The 20,693-nt window shown below is 59.0% G+C and carries 23 protein-coding genes; 14 read left to right on the top strand and 9 right to left on the bottom strand.

Features of this window, described 5'->3' with window-relative positions; all coding sequences use genetic code 11:
• The first annotated feature begins 3 nt into the window (after positions 1-3).
• The 4 genes from odhB to RA27_RS14520 all read left to right on the top strand — a co-directional run bounded on the left by odhB (position 4) and on the right by RA27_RS14520 (position 4,703).
• Complete coding sequence (odhB, locus tag RA27_RS14500) at positions 4-1,512, top strand: 2-oxoglutarate dehydrogenase complex dihydrolipoyllysine-residue succinyltransferase (protein ID WP_039540458.1); 1,509 nt, start codon at positions 4-6, stop codon at positions 1,510-1,512.
• A 2-nt stretch (positions 1,513-1,514) separates the two neighbouring features.
• Positions 1,515-1,784 carry a hypothetical protein gene (locus tag RA27_RS14505; protein WP_039540461.1) on the top strand — a complete coding sequence of 90 codons (270 nt, stop codon included), beginning with the start codon at positions 1,515-1,517 and terminating at the stop codon, positions 1,782-1,784.
• Positions 1,785-2,301: 517 nt separating this feature from the next.
• Entirely contained in the window at positions 2,302-3,690 is a 1,389-nt protein-coding gene (lpdA, locus tag RA27_RS14515; protein WP_039540466.1) for a dihydrolipoyl dehydrogenase, read from the top strand.
• A gap of 164 nt (positions 3,691-3,854) precedes the next feature.
• Positions 3,855-4,703 carry a DUF533 domain-containing protein gene (locus RA27_RS14520; RefSeq protein ID WP_039540468.1) on the top strand — a complete coding sequence of 283 codons (849 nt, stop codon included), beginning with the start codon at positions 3,855-3,857 and terminating at the stop codon, positions 4,701-4,703.
• A gap of 20 nt (positions 4,704-4,723) precedes the next feature.
• Here RA27_RS14520 and RA27_RS14525 read toward each other — a convergent pair whose 3' ends face one another.
• From RA27_RS14525 to RA27_RS14540, 4 genes are read right to left on the bottom strand one after another with little or no spacing between them, the layout of a single operon-like run.
• A complete protein-coding gene (locus RA27_RS14525) occupies positions 4,724-5,329 on the bottom strand; it encodes a pyridoxamine 5'-phosphate oxidase family protein (protein ID WP_039540470.1) in 606 nt (201 codons plus the stop codon).
• A complete protein-coding gene (locus RA27_RS14530; protein WP_039540473.1) occupies positions 5,316-6,056 on the bottom strand; it encodes a lysophospholipid acyltransferase family protein in 741 nt (246 codons plus the stop codon). Before RA27_RS14530 ends, RA27_RS14525 begins: the two co-directional genes overlap by 14 nt.
• Positions 6,056-6,955, bottom strand: coding sequence for an FtsX-like permease family protein (locus RA27_RS14535; protein WP_039540476.1), 900 nt, complete (start codon positions 6,953-6,955; stop codon positions 6,056-6,058). The genes RA27_RS14530 and RA27_RS14535 overlap by 1 nt, the downstream gene beginning before the upstream one ends.
• Positions 6,952-7,641: an ATP-binding cassette domain-containing protein gene (locus RA27_RS14540; RefSeq protein ID WP_241484088.1), complete on the bottom strand. Its 690-nt coding sequence runs from the start codon at positions 7,639-7,641 to the stop codon at positions 6,952-6,954. The genes RA27_RS14535 and RA27_RS14540 overlap by 4 nt, the downstream gene beginning before the upstream one ends.
• 170 nt (positions 7,642-7,811) lie before the next feature.
• On the opposite strand from RA27_RS14540, the gene RA27_RS14545 reads away from it, so the two are divergent.
• On the top strand, positions 7,812-8,540 hold the full coding sequence (locus RA27_RS14545; RefSeq protein ID WP_039540479.1) for a zinc-ribbon domain-containing protein: 729 nt from the start codon (positions 7,812-7,814) through the stop codon (positions 8,538-8,540).
• Here the strand turns inward: RA27_RS14545 and RA27_RS14550 are convergent.
• The 5 genes from RA27_RS14550 to argH all read right to left on the bottom strand — a co-directional run bounded on the left by RA27_RS14550 (position 8,537) and on the right by argH (position 14,241).
• Positions 8,537-11,080, bottom strand: coding sequence for a TIGR02302 family protein (locus tag RA27_RS14550; RefSeq protein WP_082025136.1), 2,544 nt, complete (start codon positions 11,078-11,080; stop codon positions 8,537-8,539). The two genes, RA27_RS14545 and RA27_RS14550, sit on opposite strands and share 4 nt — an antisense overlap.
• Before the next feature lie 35 nt (positions 11,081-11,115).
• The gene (lysA, locus tag RA27_RS14555) at positions 11,116-12,381 is read right to left on the bottom strand and encodes a diaminopimelate decarboxylase (protein ID WP_039540485.1); all 1,266 of its coding nucleotides are present in this window, start codon (positions 12,379-12,381) and stop codon (positions 11,116-11,118) included.
• A 65-nt stretch (positions 12,382-12,446) separates the two neighbouring features.
• Positions 12,447-12,596: a hypothetical protein gene (locus RA27_RS24425; RefSeq protein ID WP_193746522.1), complete on the bottom strand. Its 150-nt coding sequence runs from the start codon at positions 12,594-12,596 to the stop codon at positions 12,447-12,449.
• A 74-nt stretch (positions 12,597-12,670) separates the two neighbouring features.
• Positions 12,671-12,853 (bottom strand): hypothetical protein, encoded by a 183-nt coding sequence (locus RA27_RS14560; protein WP_052265322.1) that lies wholly within the window; start codon positions 12,851-12,853, stop codon positions 12,671-12,673.
• Entirely contained in the window at positions 12,853-14,241 is a 1,389-nt protein-coding gene (gene argH / locus RA27_RS14565) for an argininosuccinate lyase (protein WP_039540488.1), read from the bottom strand. Before argH ends, RA27_RS14560 begins: the two co-directional genes overlap by 1 nt.
• A 21-nt stretch (positions 14,242-14,262) precedes the next feature.
• Here argH and RA27_RS14570 point away from each other — a divergent pair, with 21 nt between their 5' ends.
• From RA27_RS14570 to phbB, 9 genes are all read left to right on the top strand, one after another.
• Positions 14,263-14,829 carry a TlpA disulfide reductase family protein gene (locus RA27_RS14570; RefSeq protein WP_039540491.1) on the top strand — a complete coding sequence of 189 codons (567 nt, stop codon included), beginning with the start codon at positions 14,263-14,265 and terminating at the stop codon, positions 14,827-14,829.
• 65 nt (positions 14,830-14,894) lie between these two features.
• Positions 14,895-15,260 carry a hypothetical protein gene (locus RA27_RS14575; RefSeq protein WP_039540493.1) on the top strand — a complete coding sequence of 122 codons (366 nt, stop codon included), beginning with the start codon at positions 14,895-14,897 and terminating at the stop codon, positions 15,258-15,260.
• 94 nt (positions 15,261-15,354) lie between these two features.
• A complete protein-coding gene (locus RA27_RS14580; protein WP_039540495.1) occupies positions 15,355-15,684 on the top strand; it encodes a hypothetical protein in 330 nt (109 codons plus the stop codon).
• Positions 15,685-15,743: 59 nt separating this feature from the next.
• On the top strand, positions 15,744-16,130 hold the full coding sequence (locus RA27_RS14585) for a hypothetical protein (RefSeq protein ID WP_039540498.1): 387 nt from the start codon (positions 15,744-15,746) through the stop codon (positions 16,128-16,130).
• Positions 16,127-17,101 (top strand): sterol desaturase family protein, encoded by a 975-nt coding sequence (locus RA27_RS14590; RefSeq protein WP_039540501.1) that lies wholly within the window; start codon positions 16,127-16,129, stop codon positions 17,099-17,101. Before RA27_RS14585 ends, RA27_RS14590 begins: the two co-directional genes overlap by 4 nt.
• Positions 17,102-17,191: 90 nt before the next feature.
• Complete coding sequence (locus RA27_RS14595) at positions 17,192-17,380, top strand: hypothetical protein (protein ID WP_039540503.1); 189 nt, start codon at positions 17,192-17,194, stop codon at positions 17,378-17,380.
• Between the two features lie 112 nt (positions 17,381-17,492).
• Positions 17,493-18,326: an EAL domain-containing protein gene (locus tag RA27_RS14600; protein ID WP_082025137.1), complete on the top strand. Its 834-nt coding sequence runs from the start codon at positions 17,493-17,495 to the stop codon at positions 18,324-18,326.
• A 194-nt stretch (positions 18,327-18,520) separates the two neighbouring features.
• On the top strand, positions 18,521-19,696 hold the full coding sequence (locus tag RA27_RS14605) for an acetyl-CoA C-acetyltransferase (protein WP_039540509.1): 1,176 nt from the start codon (positions 18,521-18,523) through the stop codon (positions 19,694-19,696).
• A 187-nt stretch (positions 19,697-19,883) separates the two neighbouring features.
• Complete coding sequence (phbB, locus tag RA27_RS14610; RefSeq protein WP_039540512.1) at positions 19,884-20,606, top strand: acetoacetyl-CoA reductase; 723 nt, start codon at positions 19,884-19,886, stop codon at positions 20,604-20,606.
• Positions 20,607-20,693 lie beyond the last annotated feature (87 nt).

Below are 20,693 nucleotides of genomic sequence, written 5' to 3' on the forward strand. Positions count from 1 at the left end.
ACGATGACGATTGAAGTTCGTGTTCCCACGCTGGGCGAGTCCGTCACCGAAGCAACGGTTGCGACATGGTTCAAGAAACCCGGTGACGCGGTCGCCGTAGATGAAATGCTGTGCGAGCTGGAGACCGACAAGGTCACGGTTGAGGTGCCCTCTCCTGCCGCTGGCACGATGGGAGAAATCGTGGCCGCCGAAGGTGAAACCGTCGGCGTCAACGCTTTGCTGGCCACAATCGCAGCAGGCGAAGGCGCCGCACCGGCCCCGGCGGCAGCGGCTGCTCCGGCTGCCGCGCCTGCCGCCTCGGGCGGCCATGTCGACGTCATGGTGCCGACTTTGGGTGAATCGGTGACAGAGGCAACCGTTTCCACGTGGTTCAAACAGGTTGGCGACAGCGTGGCGCAGGACGAGATGTTGTGCGAGCTAGAGACCGACAAGGTCTCGGTCGAAGTACCTGCCCCGGCGGCAGGCGTTCTGGCCGAAATTGTTGCCCCGGAAGGCAGCACCGTGGGCGCGACTGCCAAGCTGGCGGTAATTTCCGGGTCCGCAGCGGGTGCAATCGCGGCACCGGCAGCCGCAGCGGCTGCACCACCGGCAACCAGCACCGGCAAAGATGTGGCAAACGCGCCTTCGGCGGAGAAAGCCATGGCCGAAGCTGGTCTGTCCGCAGATCAGGTTACCGGCACAGGTCGCGATGGGCGCATCATGAAAGAGGACGTGACAAAAGCGGTTGCAGCGGCTTCGGCCCCAGCGCCTGCGGCGGCTGTGCCCTCCCCAACTGCCCAGACACCGCGCACACCGGTGGCCGCAGATGACGCCGCCCGCGAAGAACGCGTCCGCATGACCCGTCTACGCCAGACCATCGCCAAACGCCTTAAGGATGCACAGAACACTGCCGCGATCCTGACCACCTTCAACGAGGTGGACATGACCGAAGTCATGGCCCTGCGTAACCAGTACAAGGACCAGTTCGAGAAGAAACACGGCGTCCGTCTGGGCTTCATGTCCTTCTTCACCAAGGCCTGCTGCCATGCGCTGAAAGAAGTCCCCGAAGTGAATGCCGAGATCGACGGCAATGACATCGTCTACAAGAACTTCGTACATATGGGCGTGGCCGCCGGTACGCCGCAGGGCTTGGTGGTTCCGGTTATTCGCGATGCGGACTCGATGTCCTTTGCAGCGATCGAAAAGGCGATTGCCGAAAAGGGCAGACGCGCCCGCGACGGCAAGCTATCCATGGCAGAAATGCAGGGTGGCACATTCACCATCTCGAACGGTGGTGTTTATGGCTCGCTGATGTCGTCGCCGATCCTGAACCCGCCGCAGTCGGGTATTCTGGGGATGCACAAGATTCAGGACCGCCCGATGGTCATCAATGGTGAGATCAAGATCCGTCCGATGATGTATCTGGCCCTGTCCTATGACCACCGTATTGTGGACGGCAAAGGCGCGGTGACCTTCCTTGTTCGTGTCAAAGAGGCGCTGGAAGACCCGCGCCGCCTGTTAATGGACCTGTAATCATGGCGACACATGTACTCTGGCAGGCCGATGTGGCCGATTTCGACGCCTGGCTGAAAGTGTTCCGCGAGGACAAACCGATGCGCGAGGCCGCGGGTATCCGCGACCTGCATGTCTGGCGTGATCCCGATCAGAAAGACCATGCGATTGCGATGTTCGAAGTTCTCGACCTAGACAAGGCCAAAGCCTTTTTTGGATCAGAGGAGTTGGCTATGCATCACGAGCGGGGTGGGATCGCGCACATTTCGGTCAAGCTGCTGGAACCCGTTTGAAATAGACTACGTCGCCCCTGTCTGGGCGACGTAATGTGATTTCTACCCAGCTATCTTAGGCTATTAGGTTAACGAAGTAACTGGCTAAACTTGCTCTTATGGAAAGACTCTCGAACCTACTTGGGATCATTGAGAAGATTGTGATTATTCTTGTGGCGATTGCCGCACTATTCCCAATGTATCAATGGATAGCCGAAACTGACATGCGTGTGCTTCAGCGCACTACAGAGGTTATAAAAGCTGTGGAGTACTGCGAAGAGTTTAGAGAGCAATCGTCCCAAGGGAATATGAACCTAGCTGAGATCGACTTCAAAGAAGAAGTTTGCAGTGTGATCTACTCTCAGCTGAACTCGTGGTACCAAGATGTTTTCGATAGCTAGCTTGGATCAAATTGCAAGACGCCGTTCCGAAGGGCGGACAGCTCAGCGCCAAAATAACCTCGTCCCGCTCAAGAACATAGGCGATATACAAAAACACTGGCTTGGGAACTGAGTCGGATTTCGGAAGGAAAAAACCCATGTCTCAATATGACGTCATCGTAATCGGCGCCGGACCCGGCGGCTATGTCTGCGCCATCCGTTGCGCCCAGTTGGGCCTGAAAACCGCTGTTGTCGAAGGGCGCGAGACGTTGGGCGGGACCTGCCTGAACGTGGGCTGTATCCCCTCGAAGGCGTTGTTGCACGCTAGCCATCAGTTGCACGAAGCCGAACACAACTTTGCAAAGATGGGTTTGAAGGGGAAATCGCCTTCGGTCGATTGGAAGCAGATGCAGGCCTATAAAGACGAGGTGATCGAGGGCAATACCAAGGGCATCGAGTTCCTTTTTAAGAAGAACAAGATCGACTGGCTGAAAGGCTGGGGATCGATTCCCGCAGCTGGCAAGGTCAAGGTTGGTGATGAGGTCCATGAGACTAAGAACATCATCATCGCGTCGGGCTCTGAGCCGTCCGCGCTGCCGGGTGTTGAGGTGGACGAAAAGGTCGTGGTGACCTCGACCGGCGCGCTGTCGCTGGGCAAGATCCCCAAGAAGATGGTGGTGATCGGGGCAGGTGTGATCGGGCTGGAACTGGGTTCGGTCTACAGCCGTTTGGGCGCCGAGGTGACGGTGATCGAATTCCTCAAGGAAATCACGCCGGGCATGGACCCCGAGGTGCAGAAGACATTCCAGCGTATCCTCAAGAAACAGGGCCTGAAGTTCGTCATGGGGGCCGCAGTCCAAAAGACCGAGGCCACCAAGACCAAGGCCAAGGTGACCTATAAGCTGCTCAAAGATGACAGCGAACATGTGATTGACGCGGATACCGTGTTGGTGGCAACCGGGCGCAAACCTTATTCCGGTGGTCTTGGGCTGGAGGCGTTGGGTATCGAGATGACCCAGCGCGGCCAGATCAAGGTTGGTAGCGACTGGCAGACCAACGTGCCGGGCATCTACGCGATTGGCGATGTCACCGAAGGCCCGATGCTGGCGCACAAAGCCGAAGATGAAGGCATGGCTGCCGCCGAACAGGTTGCGGGCAAGCACGGTCATGTAAATTACGGTGTCATCCCGGGTGTCATTTACACGTGGCCCGAGGTGGCCAATGTGGGTGAAACCGAGACAACGCTTAAGGAACAGGGCCGCAACTACAAGGTGGGCAAGTTCATGTTCATGGGCAACGGTCGTGCCAAGGCAAACATGATGTCGGACGGGTTCGTAAAAATCCTTGCGGACAAGGAAACGGATCGCATTCTGGGCTGTCACATCATCGGCCCAGCAGCGGGTGACCTGATTCATGAGGTCTGCGTTGCAATGGAATTCGGTGCCTCAGCCGAAGATCTGGCCCTGACCTGTCATGCCCACCCAACCTATTCCGAAGCGGTGCGCGAGGCCGCTCTGGCCTGTGGTGACGGGCCAATTCACAGTTGAATACAGGCGCGGTTGAACAGATATGGCGGGCCAAAGGGCCCGCCTTTTTCTTGCCTTACACAAGTCTAAGTTTTGCTCTCCTCAAGATTGAATTATCCAGTCAATGGAGCGCTTTAGATTGATCATTGCCCTCCATGATCCCGATTAAGAGTTGAGGCAAAACAATGCGATTTCTGATTTTATGCGCAGCAGCGATTACGGTTTCGTTGTTCTTAGGCGGCGAGGCGCACGCCAAACGTGCCGGTGGCGTCTGGGGCACGTCCGAGCAAATGAGTTTGGTGGCCGAGACCCAGATAACCAATGACCAGGGTCAAACCCTGTCACTGTGTCATCTCACGGAGAAAACCCACATCCTGTTCGCCGGTGTCTGGCGCAGTTCCATGGGATACGCGCTGGCGACCAATAAATGTGATGCCGACAGCTATTACGCCGTTAATGCGGAACAACTGACACTGGGACAGGCCATTGGAGAGTACCCAAATGACCTGCCGACACAACCCGCCATGTCGTTCGGCGATATGATCTCGGGGTTCTGGGGGCTTTGTGCCCTCGTTCTTTTATTCGCACTGGCGGGTATCAAATGGGCGGGACAAAGTGCACGCACCAGCAAGCGGCGGGCAGAGATGAGAGGCGCGGCCCCAGCAGCGGTCAAGGCCATCGACGCCATGTGCCATGCGGCAAAGGCGGACGGCAGGCTGGATGATAGCGAAATTGCGCTGATGTCGGATATTGCCAAACAGATGACCGGAGAAACCTTTGACGAGGCCCGTATCCGGCGGATGTACGATCTTGCCGAAGCAAAGCCGACCGAGCACCAGTTCGCAAGTTTTGGCAGCGGGCTATCACCTGATCAAAAGCGAATGGTGCTGCAAGCGGTTCTGATGATCATCGGGTCGGATGGTGATCTGGACAAGCGCGAAACGGACTTTGTTCAGAAGCTTGCACATGGCCTTAAAATCAGCGGTGCCGAGGTAAAAGCTCTGTTCCATTCCATGTACGCAAAACCCGCGTAAGCCGTAAGACCGAGGGTGCCCTACCACATGGTTTTGGCGGCGCGGGCACCCCATTCCTGGTCATACTGTGCGCCGCCTTCTTCGCCCGATGTCATCTCGGACAGAATCTCACCAACGCTGGGAAGGCCATCGGTTTCATTACGTCCGCTCCAGGTTGCCGCCCGCATCAGGGCGCGGGCGCACTGTGTGTAGATTTCGGAGATTTCGATCACGATGACGGTCGCAGGGCATTTTCCCTGTTTCTCAAACCGGGTGCGCAGATCTTCGTCATCGGTCAGCCGAGCCGCCCCGTTCACCCGAACCACATTGTTCGATCCCGGCACCATGAACATCAGCGAGACGCGCGGGTCCCGCACAATGTTTCGCAAAGAGTCCAAGCGGTTGTTTCCCCGCCAATCCGGCAGCGCCAGGGTGCCCGGGTCCAGTTCCAGCACAACTGGCCCATCGTCGCCACGCGGGCTGCCATCGACCCCTTCGGGACCGACAGTGCTGAGGATACACAGGCGCGAGGCCATGATCCATTTGCGGTAGAGCGGCGTCAGTCGCCGCGCCACTTTGCGTATAGAGGCCGCTCCGGGCGCGCCATACAACGCCTCGAGCGCTGTGATGTCGTTAATGAACTCCATCCGGTTCAAACCCCACTTCCCGCATCAAATTATTCGACCGCGTCTCGATCTCGCTCTCCAGCCGCTCAAGAAAGTCGTGCCGCGCGACGCCCGGTTCGATCGGATCAAGGAAATCGACAATCGCCGTGCCCGGTTTGCGCAGAACACCCGTTCTGGGCCAGAAGACGCCCGCATTGGTGGCGACAGGTATACATGGGAACCCAAGCCCTTCATACAGAACCGCAGTACCAACCTTATAGGGCTTGTGAACCCCCGGCGCGACGCGTGTCCCTTGGGGGTAGATCACCAGCTGACCGGGTTCGCTGAATTCTCGGGCGACATCCTTGACCATCTTCGCAACCGCGGCCCCCCGCTTGCCACGATTGACCGGGATACAGCCAAGCCGACGTGCATACATACCGATGATCGGCGTCCACAGCAGTTCTCGTTTCATGATGAACTTACCATGCGGTATCGCGTTGAAAATAATGATGATATCCAGGAATGACTGATGCTTGGCGCCGATCACGACTTCGCCGTGAGGTACATCTCCGCGCACTTCGCAGCGAATACCTACCATCCAACGGGCCAACCATATCGTCGTGCGCGCATAGGTCTTGCAGGCCCGCAAGGCGCCCCGTTTGGAAAACAGCGCGTAGGGTGCAAAAACGATCCCAAGGACCAGCATCCAGGCGTAGATAGTAATCATGAAGATCAGCGAGCGGACCCATTGAATGGCCATGAACATCACGAAAGCTCCTTCAACTTGCGCTGCGCGGCTGACCATGTGGCCAAAAACGCAACGCCTGCGCCCAAGATCGGGATCAGCGCCGGTAGTATCCAACCGATCCCCTGAAAACCAAGCCCGGTCAGAAACCCACCTGCGTCCGAGGCTTCAGGTAACAGCAATACACCTGACATGCCCAGAAGGGTCCCAACAGCCGCACCAAAGAGCGCGCGGAAGGTAAAGCGGCGCACGAAGGCCCCGGCGATGAACCGGTCGCGGGCACCAACCTGGCGCAAAACCTCGATAATCTGCGCGTTGGCGGCAAGCGAGGCGTTGGCGGCAAGGGTGATCATGGCAGCGGTCGCGCCGCCGATCAGCAGGATCGAGATCCAACCCAGCCGCCGCAGCGACATGGCCGCATCGACCAGCGGCTCACGCCATCGGGTGTGATCGTCCAGCACCGCGCCCGGAACCTCGGCGCCCAGACGCAGCCGCAGGCCTGTCGCATCCAGACCAGGCTCACCTTCGATAATCTCGATCAACTGAGGGATCGGTAAAGCATCCAGCGGCAAATCCGGACCAAACCACGGTGACAGCAACGCGGCCTGTTCCTCGCCTGTCAGAGCACGGGCCGACGCGACGCCCGGCGTTTGCCGCAATACACTCAAGGCCGCCTCGGTCTGGGCCGCCCGCTGTTCGGCGGGCGCATTGATCCGCAAGGTCGCAGCACCCGCGAGTTCCGATGCCCAGCGATCCGCCAAACGGCCCGAAGCCAGCGACAGCGCCAGCGCAAATACTGCCAGAAACGCCATCGCACCCGAGACGAACAGGGTGAGTTGTGCGGTGAACCCGGTGGGCGGCACCACCCGGTCAGCACGTGTGTCGCGGCGCAGCAGATTGCGGATATTCCCCTTGCTCATAGGTTCGCCCCCGCAAGCTGCACCCGGCGCTGAGCAATCCGCAGTACGCGGGCCTGTACCTGGCTTTTGGCGGCCCGGATCAGGCTCAGGTCGTGCGTGGCGATCAGGACGGTTTTCCCCATCCGGTTCAATTCGATCAGCAGGTGCAGCAGGCGCTGCGACATCTCCCAATCCACATTGCCGGTGGGCTCATCTGCAAGCACGACGTCAGGCGACAGAATAACCGCGCGGGCCAGAGCGGCGCGCTGGCGTTCCCCGCCAGACAGTTCGGGCGGGTGCGCCTCGAGCCGGCTTCCAAGCCCGACCCATCCCAGAAGTTCGGTCAGGTTGTCCTGTGTCCCGTTCTCGGCGCGCCCGGATACCATCAGCGGTAGTGCCACGTTTTCAGCCAGCGTCATGTGATCCAGAAAGCGGCAATCCTGGTGCACCACGCCGATCCGTCGGCGCAGCAGAGCCATCTGATCGCGATTCATGCGGGCGATATCCTCGCCAAAGGCCATCATTCGGCCCGCGGTTGGCAACAGCGCGCCATAGCAGAGTTTCAGCAATGTGGTCTTGCCCGCGCCGGACGGGCCGGTCAGGAAATGGAACGACCCCGGTTGCAATTGCAGCGATACATCGCTCAGCAATTCGCCGCCGCCATAACTGTAGCTGATGTTTTCCAGCTCGATCACGCCTGTCCCCATTGTTCTGCTCACCTCTTGCCCGAGCGCAGCGGTGGATTCAATGCCTCGGGCGGGGCCAATTGGCGACACTTGGCCCGTGAAACCGAAAACACGCTTTGCTGTTGGGTCTTAACGGAATATCATTCCTGAAAAAACAATTATCAGGCCAGCTTTGGAGGCCAGGAGGCAGAATGCGTTTAACGTGTCCGAATTGCAGCGCCCAGTACGAAGTCCCGGACGAGGTGATCCCCGAGGGCGGGCGCGAAGTTCAATGTTCGAATTGCGAAGAGACATGGTTTCAGGCCAAGCATCCTGTCACCGGTACAACGGAAACTGAACCGGAAGCAAAGCCCGATGAAACCACTGCCGAACCAGAGGAGGTCGTTGCAGAGGATGCTTCAAAGCCCGAAGTGGCCGCGAAAGAATCCGCTGCGGCAGACGACCGGTCTGTCGGCAACGTAGATCCGGCGGTTTCCAGTATTCTCAAGGAAGAAGCCGCCCGTGAGGCCGAACTGCGTGAGCGCGAGGGCAGCAACCTGGAAAGCCAGCCCGATCTGGCCTTGGACCCGCCCGAAGAACCAAAGGTCAAACCCAAACGTCCGTCGGCCACGGAAACCGCCGCTGACGCGGGTCAGAAAGACGAGTTGCCGGATGTCGAGGCGATCAATTCGGGCCTGCGCAGCGATTTGACGTCGGATGACTCTGCGGCAGTTGCTCCGGCGCGCAAATCCGGTGGTTTCATACGCGGCTTTGCCCTGATCATTATCATCGGCGTTATTCTGTTTCTGATCTATGGCAACGCAAATCAGATCAGCGAGGCCGTTCCGCAAGCCGATCCGGTGTTGAAGCCCTATGTCTCGATGATCGATCAGGCGCGCCTGTGGCTTGAAGCCCAGACCGGCGGCGCGGGACAGAACTAGAACCTTTCGAGCAATCGTTTGAGGTACTCCAATTCGATCTGGGGTCTGTCCTGTTCACCAGTACGGCGCCGGATTTCGTCGAGCAGTTCACGCGCGCGGCGATAAACGTCTTCACCCTGCAACAGGTTGTCGTCCGTCGAAATCGAACCCGCGGTGCCCGGAGCGCGACCCAACGGGTCGCGGTTGTTGGCCTGCATGTCGCCTGCCTCTGTGCCTTGTCCCGGCTGGTTCTGCTGGTTTTGCGCCATGGCCTCACCCAGCGACCGCATACCTTCACGCAGGGCCTCCATCGCCTCGGACTGGCGGTCGATCGCCTCGGCCAGATCGTCGCTGCGCAGAGCGTCCTCGGCCTCATCCATGGCACGGCCCGCACGACCCAGCGCTTCGCGCGCAGCGTCCCCTTCGGGCGTGCCACCACCGGGCAAACCCTGCTCCTGACGTCCAAGCTCATCCCGCAGGGCCTGCTGACGGTCAGCCAATGATCCCTGACCCTGCTGGCCCTCACCCGCCTGATCTTGACCCTGGCCCTGGCCACCTTGCCCTTCATGGCTTTGGCCGCGACCCAGGCCTCCGCTGCGGCCCTCATTCCCCTGGCTTTCGCCGGATTGAGCCCCTGGGTTGAACTGTTCCTGCAGATCGCGGAAGGCCTGATCGCTGAGCCCCTGCTGCTCGCGCAGCGTCTCAGCCAACCCTTCCATGGCCTGCTGGCCCTCGGATTGGCCACCCTGACCCTGCCCTTGCGTGACGCGCATGTTTTCCATCATCTGCTGGAACTCTTCCAGCGCCTGCTGCGCCTCGGCCATACGGCCCTGTTCCATCAGTTCCTGAATGCGGTCCATCATCCGTTGCAGATCGTCCTGCGTCATCTGAATGGATTCGCCACTTTGACCCTGTTGGCGTTCGTCGCCTCCGTTTTCCTGAGCCAGACGCTGAAGCTGGCGCATATAGTCCTGCGTCGCGTCGCGCAGTTCCTGCATCAGTTCGGCGATTTCTTCGTCGCTGGCACCGTTCTTCATCGCTTCGGTCAAACGTTCCTGCGCACGGCGCATCCGTTCCAACGCATCGGCCAGCGTTCCATCCTCGATCAGAACCGCCAGATCCCAGAGGGCCTGCGCGATCTCTTCCTGTTGTTTGACATTCAATGCGCCGTACTGGTCGAAGGTCTCCAATCGGCGCAAGATCACCCGCAGACGCAGATAAGCGGTATCCGAGCGAAACAGGTCCTCAGGCAGGTGCGATACCGCCCGCAACAGCTGCGATACACGCAGCGCATTCTCGCGCGACCAGAGCAGATCACGCCGTTGCTCGATCACCGCCGAGGCCAACGGGTCAAAGAAACGCCGCGCGGGCAGATCGGTCATATAGGTATCGGACATCGTTTCCTGATCGGCAGCATCCCGCGCCATCAGCGTGATCTTTACCGGCAGATGCGCCCATGGGTGCTGCGAGAAATCTTCGATCAGGTCTTCGGTGAAATCGGTCCGCTCACCGGTGATCGGCATTGGCAGATCAATCGAGATATTCTCACGCGGCTCGGGTTCTGTTGCCAATCCATACGAACGGTCCACCGCAGCCAGATCCAGCTCGATCCGGGCCGAACCGGCGACAATGCCATAGTCATCCGCCGCCGCAAAGGGCAACTTCATCTGGCCGCCCGCTTCTGCTTCGGCCGCACCCGCGACTTCGATCCGAGGGGCGGTGTCAGCCAGGATATCCAGCACCCAGTCGCGCCCTGCTGGGCCGTCGATGCGTAGCTGGCCCGAACGTTCGGCGATAAAATCCTGCTCCGGCTCTGTTGCCGCCTCGGTTCCCAGAGGTGTTGTTGTTTCTGTGAGGCTATGCGCACCGATCTCGCCGTAGAACCGAAGCGTGATGCGGCTGCCCTTGGGCACCGTAAGGGCCGGATCGGTTTGATCAGCGAGGTAAAGCGTCGGCAACCCCGTATAACGTGGCGGTTCAACCCAGCCTTCCCAACTTGGCCCCTGACCGGCCACAGCCGCGCCCGGTGTCATATCCGCCACAGATCCGATCCGCCAGAATGATCCAAACAGCACCCCGATAACGAGCGCCAGCAACGCAGCATAGCGCAACGCATAGGGATCGCGGGATGCAAGCTGCAGGTCGGGTTTCACCGGTTCGGCCTGCGCCGCACGCTCGGCCATGCGGGTCTGGTGCGCTTGCCACAATGCCACCGACTCCGCATCCATTGCTCCGATGGCCTGATCATCCATCAGAGCCTGTATCGGACGCCCGGGTAGCGTTTCATCCAGCCGAACCAACGCCTCGGAACGTGTTGGCAAATGAAACCGCCTGATCCCGAGAACCGCGGTTACAACCAGCCCGATCAGTCCGGCCCCGGCGGAAGCCCAGACAGTCTCGATAGACACCAGATCCTGCAACCCCAGCATGAGGGCCGCCAGAAGAATCATGAGAACCGAGAAAAAGGGCCAGAAGGCGCGCAGCACCTGCTCGGCCAGAAGGCCCCCGTGTGTCAGCCACAGGGACAATCTTGGAATCGGCAGGGTCTGGTTGTCGCGCAAGGCGGGCCTCCTGATCGGCCCGCGCGCCTATCGCGTCAGAGCCACTCGGGTATGGTATCGCGGTTTATGATTTCGTCAAAGCTTGGGCGTTCACGAATTACGGCAAATTGATCCCCATTCACCAGAACTTCGGGGATCAGGGGGCGTGTATTGTATTCGCTCGACATCACCGCGCCATAGGCTCCTGCACTGCGGAAGGCGATCAGGTCCCCCGATTTCAAAGGCGGCATGTTGCGTTGTTTGGCGAATGTATCGCCGGATTCGCAGACCGGACCGACGATGTCATAGGGTCGTTGTTCGACCCCGGCGGCAGGTTCCTGCACAGCAACAATGTCGTGATGCGCCTCATACATTGCGGGGCGGATCAGGTCATTCATCGCACCGTCGAGGATCAGGAAATCGCGATCTTCCCCGGATTTGACATAGATGACCTTGGACACCATCAGCCCCGCATTTCCCGCAATCAGCCGACCGGGCTCGATTTCGATCTCACAGCCCAGCTGGCCCAGTGTTTTCTTGATCATCGCGCCATATTCAACCGGCAGCGGTGGCGCGTCGTTCGAGCGGGTATAAGGAATGCCCAAGCCACCGCCCAGATCAAGGCGGCGGATCGTGTGACCCTCGGCGCGCAGGCGCTCGGTCAGTTCCGCGACCTTGTTGTAGGCCAGCTCAAACGGTTCCAACTCGGTCAATTGCGAGCCGATATGGACATCGATGCCGATCACTTCGAGGCCGGGAAGGCTGGCGGCCAACGCATAAACCTCGGAGGCACGCGAGATCGGGATGCCGAACTTGTTCTCGGATTTGCCGGTGGCAATCTTGGCATGGGTCTTGGCGTCCACATCCGGGTTCACCCGAACGGTGATCGGCGCAACCTTGCCCAGTTCGAGTGCAACCGCATTGATCACCTGCATTTCGGGCTCGGATTCGACGTTGAACTGCCGAATGCCGCCGGTCAGCGCCGTGCGAATCTCATCCGCCGTTTTGCCGACACCCGAAAAAACGATCTTGTCGCCCGGCACGCCTGCCGCTTTGGCGCGCAAATATTCTCCGCCCGAAACCACATCCATTCCCGCGCCTGCCTGCGCCAGCGTCTTCAGGATCGCCTGATTGCTGGCCGCTTTCATCGCATAGCAGACAAGATGGTCGGTGCCTTCAAGCGCGTCATCGAACAGCTTGAAGTGACGCAGCAAGGTGGCCGTCGAATAGACATAGAAAGGGGTTCCGACCGCTGCAGCGATTTCGGAGATTGGGACATCCTCGGCGTAAAGCGCGCCGTCGCGGTAGAGAAAGTGATCCATGCCTGCGCGCTTAGACCAAAAGCGCCCTGCGGATCAATGGATTCTGAACAGGTCGCGTATCCAAGTCACTTGCGTGTCGAAACACCGACCCGACCATAGCCCGAAACCGAGATGCCCGAGCCGCTGCTGGAGGCTTCCGGTTCCGTTCGGGGTGGGCTTGACGGATCGCAGGCCGCAAGTATGGCAAGGCAGAGGATCAGGCCGACAGGTCTCATGGGTATCTCTTAAGTAATTGAAACGGTGTATGTCGCAGATGGGCTGGCGTCCTGCCGATTGCAATCAAATAGCGTCAGAGGCCCAGATATACACCCAGCCCGCCGCGTCTGAGGCCAAGCCCGACGCCGCCATAGGTGCCGCTGCTGCCGACACCGACATTGGCGCTCATCGTCGGTTGGATCGGCTCGCCATCCGCACCGCACCCGGCCAGGGCCGCGCCTACAGAAATCAACAACACCACGCGTAGTATTCGCATCACACCAGCGCCTTCCATCGCTTGATCTGGGCCCGCACCTGATCCGGTGCCGTGCCGCCATAAGACTGGCGCGAGTTTACAGAATTTTCGACGGTAAGGACAGAATAGACATCATCGGTGATGTTTGTGTGGACCGATTGCATGTCGTCGAGCGTCAGATCGGGCAGGTCGCAGCCCTTGCTTTCCGCCAATGCAACCAGCGATCCGGTGACGTGATGGGCGTCGCGGAACGGCAGGCCGAGCACGCGCACCAGCCAGTCGGCCAAATCGGTTGCAGTCGAGAAGCCGGACCCGGCAGCAGCGGCCAGGCTGTCGCGATTGGCGGTCATGTCCTTGACCATGCCTTCCATCGCCGCCAGCGCCAACATCCAGTTGTCCGCAGCGTCAAAGACCTGTTCCTTGTCTTCCTGCATGTCCTTGGAATAGGTCAGTGGCAGCCCCTTCATCACCATCATCAGGCCAGTATTGGCACCATAGATGCGCCCAACCTTGGCGCGGATCAGTTCCGCCGCGTCGGGGTTTTTCTTCTGCGGCATGATGGACGAACCGGTCGAGAAGCGATCGGACAGCGATACAAACCGGAACTGGGCCGAGGACCAGATCACCAATTCTTCGGCAAAGCGCGACAAATGCATCGCGCAGATCGAGGCGATGGACAGGAACTCCAGCGCAAAGTCCCGGTCGCTTACGGCGTCCAATGAGTTGGCGGCGGGTCGGTCAAAGCCCAGCGCCTCAGCCGTCATGTGGCGGTCGATGGGGAAGGACGTTCCAGCCAAAGCCGCAGCACCCAGAGGAGATTCGTTCATCCGCGCACGTGCATCACGGACGCGGGACAGATCGCGACCAAACATCTCAACATAGGCCATCATGTGGTGGCCCCATGTGACGGGCTGCGCGGTTTGCAGGTGAGTAAAGCCCGGCATGACCCAATCGGCGCCAGCCTCGGCCTGCGCCAAAAGCGCGCGGATCAGGGCCAACAGACCGGTTTCAGCCGCGTCCAACTGATCACGCACCCAAAGCTTGAAATCGGTCGCAACCTGATCATTCCGGCTGCGGCCCGTGTGTAAACGGCCTGCGGGCTCACCGATCACCTCTTTCAGCCGCGCCTCGACATTCATGTGGATGTCTTCCAGCGCGGTCGAGAACTGAAATTCCCCGTTCTGAATTTCTGACAAAACGGTGAGCAGCCCTTCCCGAATGGCCTGCGCATCACTATCAGTAATAACGCCTGTGGCCGCCAGCATGGCGGCATGGGCGCGTGAGCCTGCGATGTCCTGGGCTGCCATCCGCTGATCGAACCCGATCGAGGCATTGATCGCCTCCATGATCGCGTCTGGACCGGCGGCAAAGCGGCCGCCCCACATCTGGTTCGAAGTTTGATCGGTCATGAAAGAAAACCCGGAGTTGATATGCGCCTGTTACGTCTGATCCCCCTTTATATGGCCCTTGCGCTGGGTGCAAACGCCGCTTTGGCGACCGATGCCGAGACGCTTGAACCTTTGCGGGAGGGCAGCCTGAAGCGACTGATCCTGCATAGTGAGCCCAAGCCGGTGAAAGTGGTTGAATTCGAACTGGAGGATGATGGCGGCAAAGGATCGCTGGCCGATTACAAAGGCAAGTATGTGCTGCTGAACTTCTGGGCCACATGGTGCGCACCCTGCCGCAAGGAAATGCCACAGATCGCAGAGCTGCAGGAGGAGTTTGGCGGCGACAAGTTTGAGGTTCTGACACTGGCCACAGGACGCAACACGCCAGCTGGGATCAAGAAGTTCTTTGACGACAACGGCATCGACAACCTGCCGCGCCATCAGGACCCCAAACAGGCAGTCGCACGCGAGATGGGTGTTATCGGTCTGCCCATCACGCTGATCATTGATCCGGACGGGAACGAAATCGCGCGTCTGATCGGCGATGCCGAGTGGAACTCGGATAGCGCGAAGTCGATTATCTCGGCGCTCATCAATGGCGAAAGCTGAGCGTTATATGTCTTTTTCGGGAAATGTGCTATTCTCCTGACCTTTGATTTAGGGGGGAATAGCCGATGAAACGTTTTGCTCTGATTGGGACATTAATTACGGTAATTGCTGCTGCCGGAGTGGCGCAGGCGGATTACAAGCGCATCAAAACCGGGACTCAGTTCAACGCAGACGTGGTCGGGAAAAAGTTGGTGGACGATCAGGGCAATGTGTTTGTTGCCAACGCAGACGGCACCATTTCAGCAAAACTCGTGAATGGAAAGAAGTTTAGCGGCAGCTGGGTTTGGAACAAGAAATTCTGGTGCCGCAACGGTGTTTTAGACGGCAAAGCGCTTGGTACCGACTGTCACGTTTTTGAAATTGACGGCAACTCTATCAGAATGACGCGTAAAAAGGGCAAAGGCAGCACGACCATTTATTCGCTTCAATGACCGCCGGGCCCGTCCGTTCGGGAGTCGTGGTATACTGAGTTGGGCCCTCGGCAACGAGGGTGAGCCATTCGGTGTATTCGAATTGGGGGCGACGATGAAACCTGTAGTACTACTAATAGGGCGGCTGCCGAACGTGATTGGCGATGTGGCCCGACAACTGGATCACCTGCCGATTCAGTGGCTGGGCGCGCATGATCAGGATGAGGTGCGGCGGCAATTGGATACTGAACCGCGCATCGCCTGCGCAATCATGGGCGCAGGTCTGGATGACAAGATACGCGGCGAACTGGTGGGCATTATAGCTGCGCGCAGGCCCGATATCTGCATTCATCTCAAAGATCGGGCGTCAGGCCCCGAAGGTCTGATGCCGTTCGTCAAACGCATCGTACAGCACGAAATTCTGGAAAGCCTGGAAAACGGCTGACGCCACGCCACCTTTGACAGCATTCACACTCCCTTGCAGTTTGATTGCAGGAGGGTGGAATGCCGCTGGAAATTCTATTGGTGCTGGTCGTCGGCGGCATAGCCGGGGTGACACTGCTGCTGCATCTGACGGGCAGGTCCCGTTTGCGTCTGCTGACGTCCGAGACCGCGTCGGATCAGTGGCTGCGACATTTTCCAGATGATACGGTGATCGACGTGACGGTGGCCCATGACGGCCACGCGGCGCTTGTGCGGACCGAGACAGGAGCCGGACTGCTCTGGTCTTTTGGGGCCGATACAGTGGCGCGGCATCTGCTCGATTTCGACCGGATCGACCACCCGGAAGGCTTTGAGGTCCAGTTCCACGATTTCAGCACACCGCGCGTGATCATCCATCTGGACGACACCGAACGCCGCCACTGGCAACACCTGATGGAGCCCGCATGACCGACCACGTGAGTTTTCCCGACGCGGTACAATGGGCTGTGCCCTTTTTCATTGCCGCCATTCTGGCCGAGTTCCTCTGGATCGCCATCAAAGGTCGGGGCGGTCGATATGAAACACGCGATGCCGTGACCTCTCTGATCATGGGGGCGGGCAACATCGCTTCCGGCTTTCTGCTGGGGTTCATCGCCTATGCGTTCTTCATGTGGCTGTGGCAGATTACACCGTTGAATCTGGGCACCTCTATTCCGGTCATCATCCTGTGCTTTGTGCTGGACGACCTGCGCTATTACTGGGTGCATCGGTTCGGACACCGCATCCGCTGGGTCTGGGCCAGCCATGTGAACCACCACAGCTCGCAACACTACAACCTGACGACGGCGTTGCGGCAGACCTGGACCTATACGTTCACCTTCATGATGGTGGTGCGTGCGCCACTGATCCTGCTGGGGTTCCACCCCGCCATGGTCCTGTTCGTCGGAGGTCTGAACCTGATCTACCAGTTCTGGATTCATACCGAGGCGATCGGCAAAATGCCGCGTTGGTTCGAAGCCATCATGAACACGCCCAGCCACCACCGCGCCCATCACGGGCGGAACCCGCGCTATCTGGACTGTAACTACGCCGGCGTCTTCATCATCTGGGACAGAATATTTGGTACATTCGTCCCCGAGCAGGAGGACGATAAAGTCGACTATGGGCTGGTCCACAATATCGGCACTTTTAATCCCCTGCGCGTGGCTTTTCACGAATGGGTCGGCATCTGGAAGGATGCCAGCCAGCCAGGGCTGACGGTGCGCCAGCGCTTGGCCTATTGTTTTGCGCCGCCGGGGTACAGCCATGATGGCAGCCGCGACAACTCGGAACAGATCAAGGCCAAACACCTGGCCCGTCACCCTGAAGATCGTGGGACGCCCGGCTTCGACCAGTTGGGTGCAAAACCCTCTGCTGCGACAACGACAAAGCAGGCTTAAGCCCCAAAAAGACCACTTGTATGCTTGAATTTTGGCACAAGCGCTCCATATCCGGACAGTGTTTTGATTACGTATTTTCCGGAGGCCCGCATGTCAAAACTGCTGAGGATTTCTACCGTTACCGGCTTGCTGGGTCTTGTTGTTACCATGGCTGCGGCGCTCAACGGAGCTGTGCCGACGATTTTGGGACTTGGCTTCGTTATGGCAGCGCTCGGGCTTCTTGGGGCGCTCGTTGGCGCGGCGGCTTCCCTAAAGCATGTCTGGCAGTCAACACACTGATCGCTGAACCAAGCACCGGCAAATAAACGCGCACTCATTAACTCGGGTTTTACCTGTCTTCCCTGAAACTGCTGCCTGACCCATTTTCGTCAGAATCGGGAAACGGTACATCATGCGAAACAGGAAACGTGCAGACCTGCCCGAGGGCGCGGACAACCCGCTGAGCGCCGCCGTCACGTCCCGGGATCAGTCGGTCGTACAGATGGCAACCGAGGCCGTGAAGCACAAACAATGCAGGCTGGCCTTTCAACCCGTCATGCAGGCGCATCCGCCGCACGGTGTCGCCTTCTACGAAGGGTTCATCCGCGTGCTGGACGAAACCGGGCGCGTCATCCCCGCGCGCGAGTTCATGCCGCAGGTCGAAAACACACCCATAGGCCGGGATCTCGATTGTATCGCTCTGGATATGGGTTTGCGCACCCTGATCCGAAATCCAGGCATCCGGCTGTCGATCAACATGTCGGCCCGGTCCATCGGTTATGCCCAATGGTCGCGCGTGCTGGATCGGTTCCTGAAAAAGGACGCGAGCCTGGGCGAAAGACTGATCCTGGAAATCTCGGAAGGTTCGGCCATGCAGGTGCCGGAACTGGTGGTCGATTTCATGGACCGCCAACAGGCCCGTGGCATTGCCTTCGCGCTGGATGATTTCGGCGCCAGCAACTTCAGCTTTCGTCATTTTCGTGAGTTTCTGTTCGACGCCGCCAAGATCGACGGGCAATTCGTGCGCGGCATCAGCGGCAACTCCGACAATCAGGCGCTGGTGCGCGCGCTGATCGCCGTCGCGCGGGAATTCGAAATTCTCGTTACCGCCGAATCGGTCGAAACTGCCGAGGATGCCAGCTTTCTGATTGCCAACGGTGTCGATTGTCTGCAGGGCTTCTTGTATGGCGCTCCGTCGGTTACCCCACCATGGAAAAGTGAAAACCCGGCCAAAACGGGCAGTTAACGACAGTATTTTTCGCAAAACACCGCCCTTGATCGATCTGAGACAAGCTGCCCGTTGCTGCAGATGCAGCATTGCGCTATTGCAGAAGATGCTGGAGCGGGGGATCACGAGGCGCTCTTGCAGCCGGAGAAAACCTCTCCACGCCCTGCGCCGTCAGATTTCCCACAGGACCATGACGGTAAAGGATTGACTGTATGACCAACGTAGTAATCGCATCCGCCGCACGTACGGGCGTCGGTAGCTTTAGCGGTTCGTTTGCGAACACCCCCGCACATGATCTGGGCGCTGCCGTCCTTGAGGCCGTCGTCGAACGCGCCGGGATCGACAAGGGCGAGGTAAGCGAAACCATCATGGGCCAGGTCCTGACCGCTGCTCAGGGTCAAAACCCCGCGCGTCAGGCACATATCAATGCAGGCCTGCCACAGGAAAGCGCCGCATGGGGCATCAACCAGGTCTGCGGTTCGGGTCTGCGCGCTGTCGCCCTGGGGGCGCAGCACATCCAGCTGGGCGATGCCGAAATCGTGGCCGCAGGTGGACAAGAGAACATGACCCTGTCACCCCATGCCGCCGCCCTGCGTGCCGGTCACAAGATGGGTGACATGAAGTACATCGACACGATGATCCGCGATGGTCTGTGGGATGCCTTCAACGGCTATCACATGGGTCAAACGGCCGAGAACGTTGCCGAGAAATGGCAGATCAGCCGCGATATGCAGGATGAATTTGCGGTCGCCAGCCAAAACAAGGCCGAAGCCGCGCAAAACGCAGGCAAGTTCGCCGACGAAATCGTCCCCTTCACCATCAAGACTCGCAAGGGCGACATCGTGATGGACAAGGACGAGTACATCCGCCACGGCGCCACCATCGAAGCCATGGGCAAGTTGCGCCCGGCCTTCGCCAAGGACGGCTCGGTGACCGCTGCCAACGCCTCGGGCTTGAACGACGGTGCTGCGGCCACGCTGCTGATGTCGGCAGAAAACGCCGAAAAGCGCGGGATTGAGCCTTTGGCCCGGATCGCCTCCTACGCAACCGCCGGTCTTGACCCGTCGATCATGGGCGTCGGCCCGATCTACGCCTCGCGCAAGGCGCTGGAGAAAGCAGGCTGGTCGGTTGACGATCTGGATCTGGTCGAAGCCAACGAAGCGTTTGCTGCGCAGGCCTGCGCCGTGAACAAGGACATGGGTTGGGACCCGTCAATCGTGAACGTAAATGGTGGCGCCATTGCCATCGGTCACCCGATTGGTGCATCCGGCTGCCGGGTTCTGAACACCCTGCTGTTCGAAATGAAGCGCCGGGATGCGAAGAAGGGCCTCGCGACCCTCTGCATCGGCGGCGGCATGGGCGTTGCACTGTGCGTGGAGCGCGACTAAGTGCGCTGAAAACTAAATACAAAAGGGCGTCCACCGGGCGCCCTTTTTTGTTACAATCAGAACATATCCCTTAGATGCGACAATATCGCCGGACAGAAAGACAAAATCGATCACGAAACGATATTGCGCATCTTTAACTCTCAGAGTAACAGAATTACCAAGACGACTAAATTTGGAGGAGTCCTAAATGGCACGTACAGCACTCGTAACCGGCGGTTCCCGCGGCATCGGCGCAGCAATTTCCAAGGCGCTGAAGGCCGAAGGATACAATGTTGCCGCTACTTATGCAGGCAATGACGAAGCCGCCGCGAAGTTCACCGAAGAAACCGGTATCAAGACCTATAAATGGAATGTTGCGGATTACGACGAATCCAAAGCGGGCATCGAAAAAGTCGAGGCCGAGGTCGGCCCGGTCGACATCGTGGTCGCCAACGCGGGCATCACCCGTGATGCGCCTTTCCACAAGATGACACCGGAGCAATGGCATCAGGTTATCGACACCAACCTGACCGGCGTGTTCAACACCGTGCATCCAGTCTGGCCCGGTATGCGCGAACGCAAGTTTGGCCGCATCATCGTGATCAGCTCGATCAATGGCCAGAAAGGCCAGTTTGCGCAGGTCAACTATGCCGCAACCAAAGCGGGCGATCTGGGCATCGTGAAATCTCTGGCGCAGGAAGGCGCGCGGGCCGGTATCACGGCCAATGCGATTTGCCCCGGCTATATCGCGACCGAAATGGTCATGGCAGTACCGGAAAAAGTGCGCGAATCGATCATCGGCCAGATCCCGGCCGGTCGTCTGGGTGAGCCGGAAGAAATCGCGCGCTGCGTCGCCTTCCTGGCATCGGACGATTCGCAGTTCATCAACGGCTCGACCATTTCGGCAAACGGTGCACAGTTCTTCGTCTAAGCCGACGACCTGAGAATGAAAACGGGCCGGTCCATCAAGGACCGGCCCTTCTTTTATCCCGTAAGATCACGCGCGCTGTGATCAGCG

The organism is Ruegeria sp. ANG-R, assembly GCF_000813985.1.
In the GTDB taxonomy this organism is placed as follows: Bacteria; Pseudomonadota; Alphaproteobacteria; order Rhodobacterales; family Rhodobacteraceae; genus Ruegeria.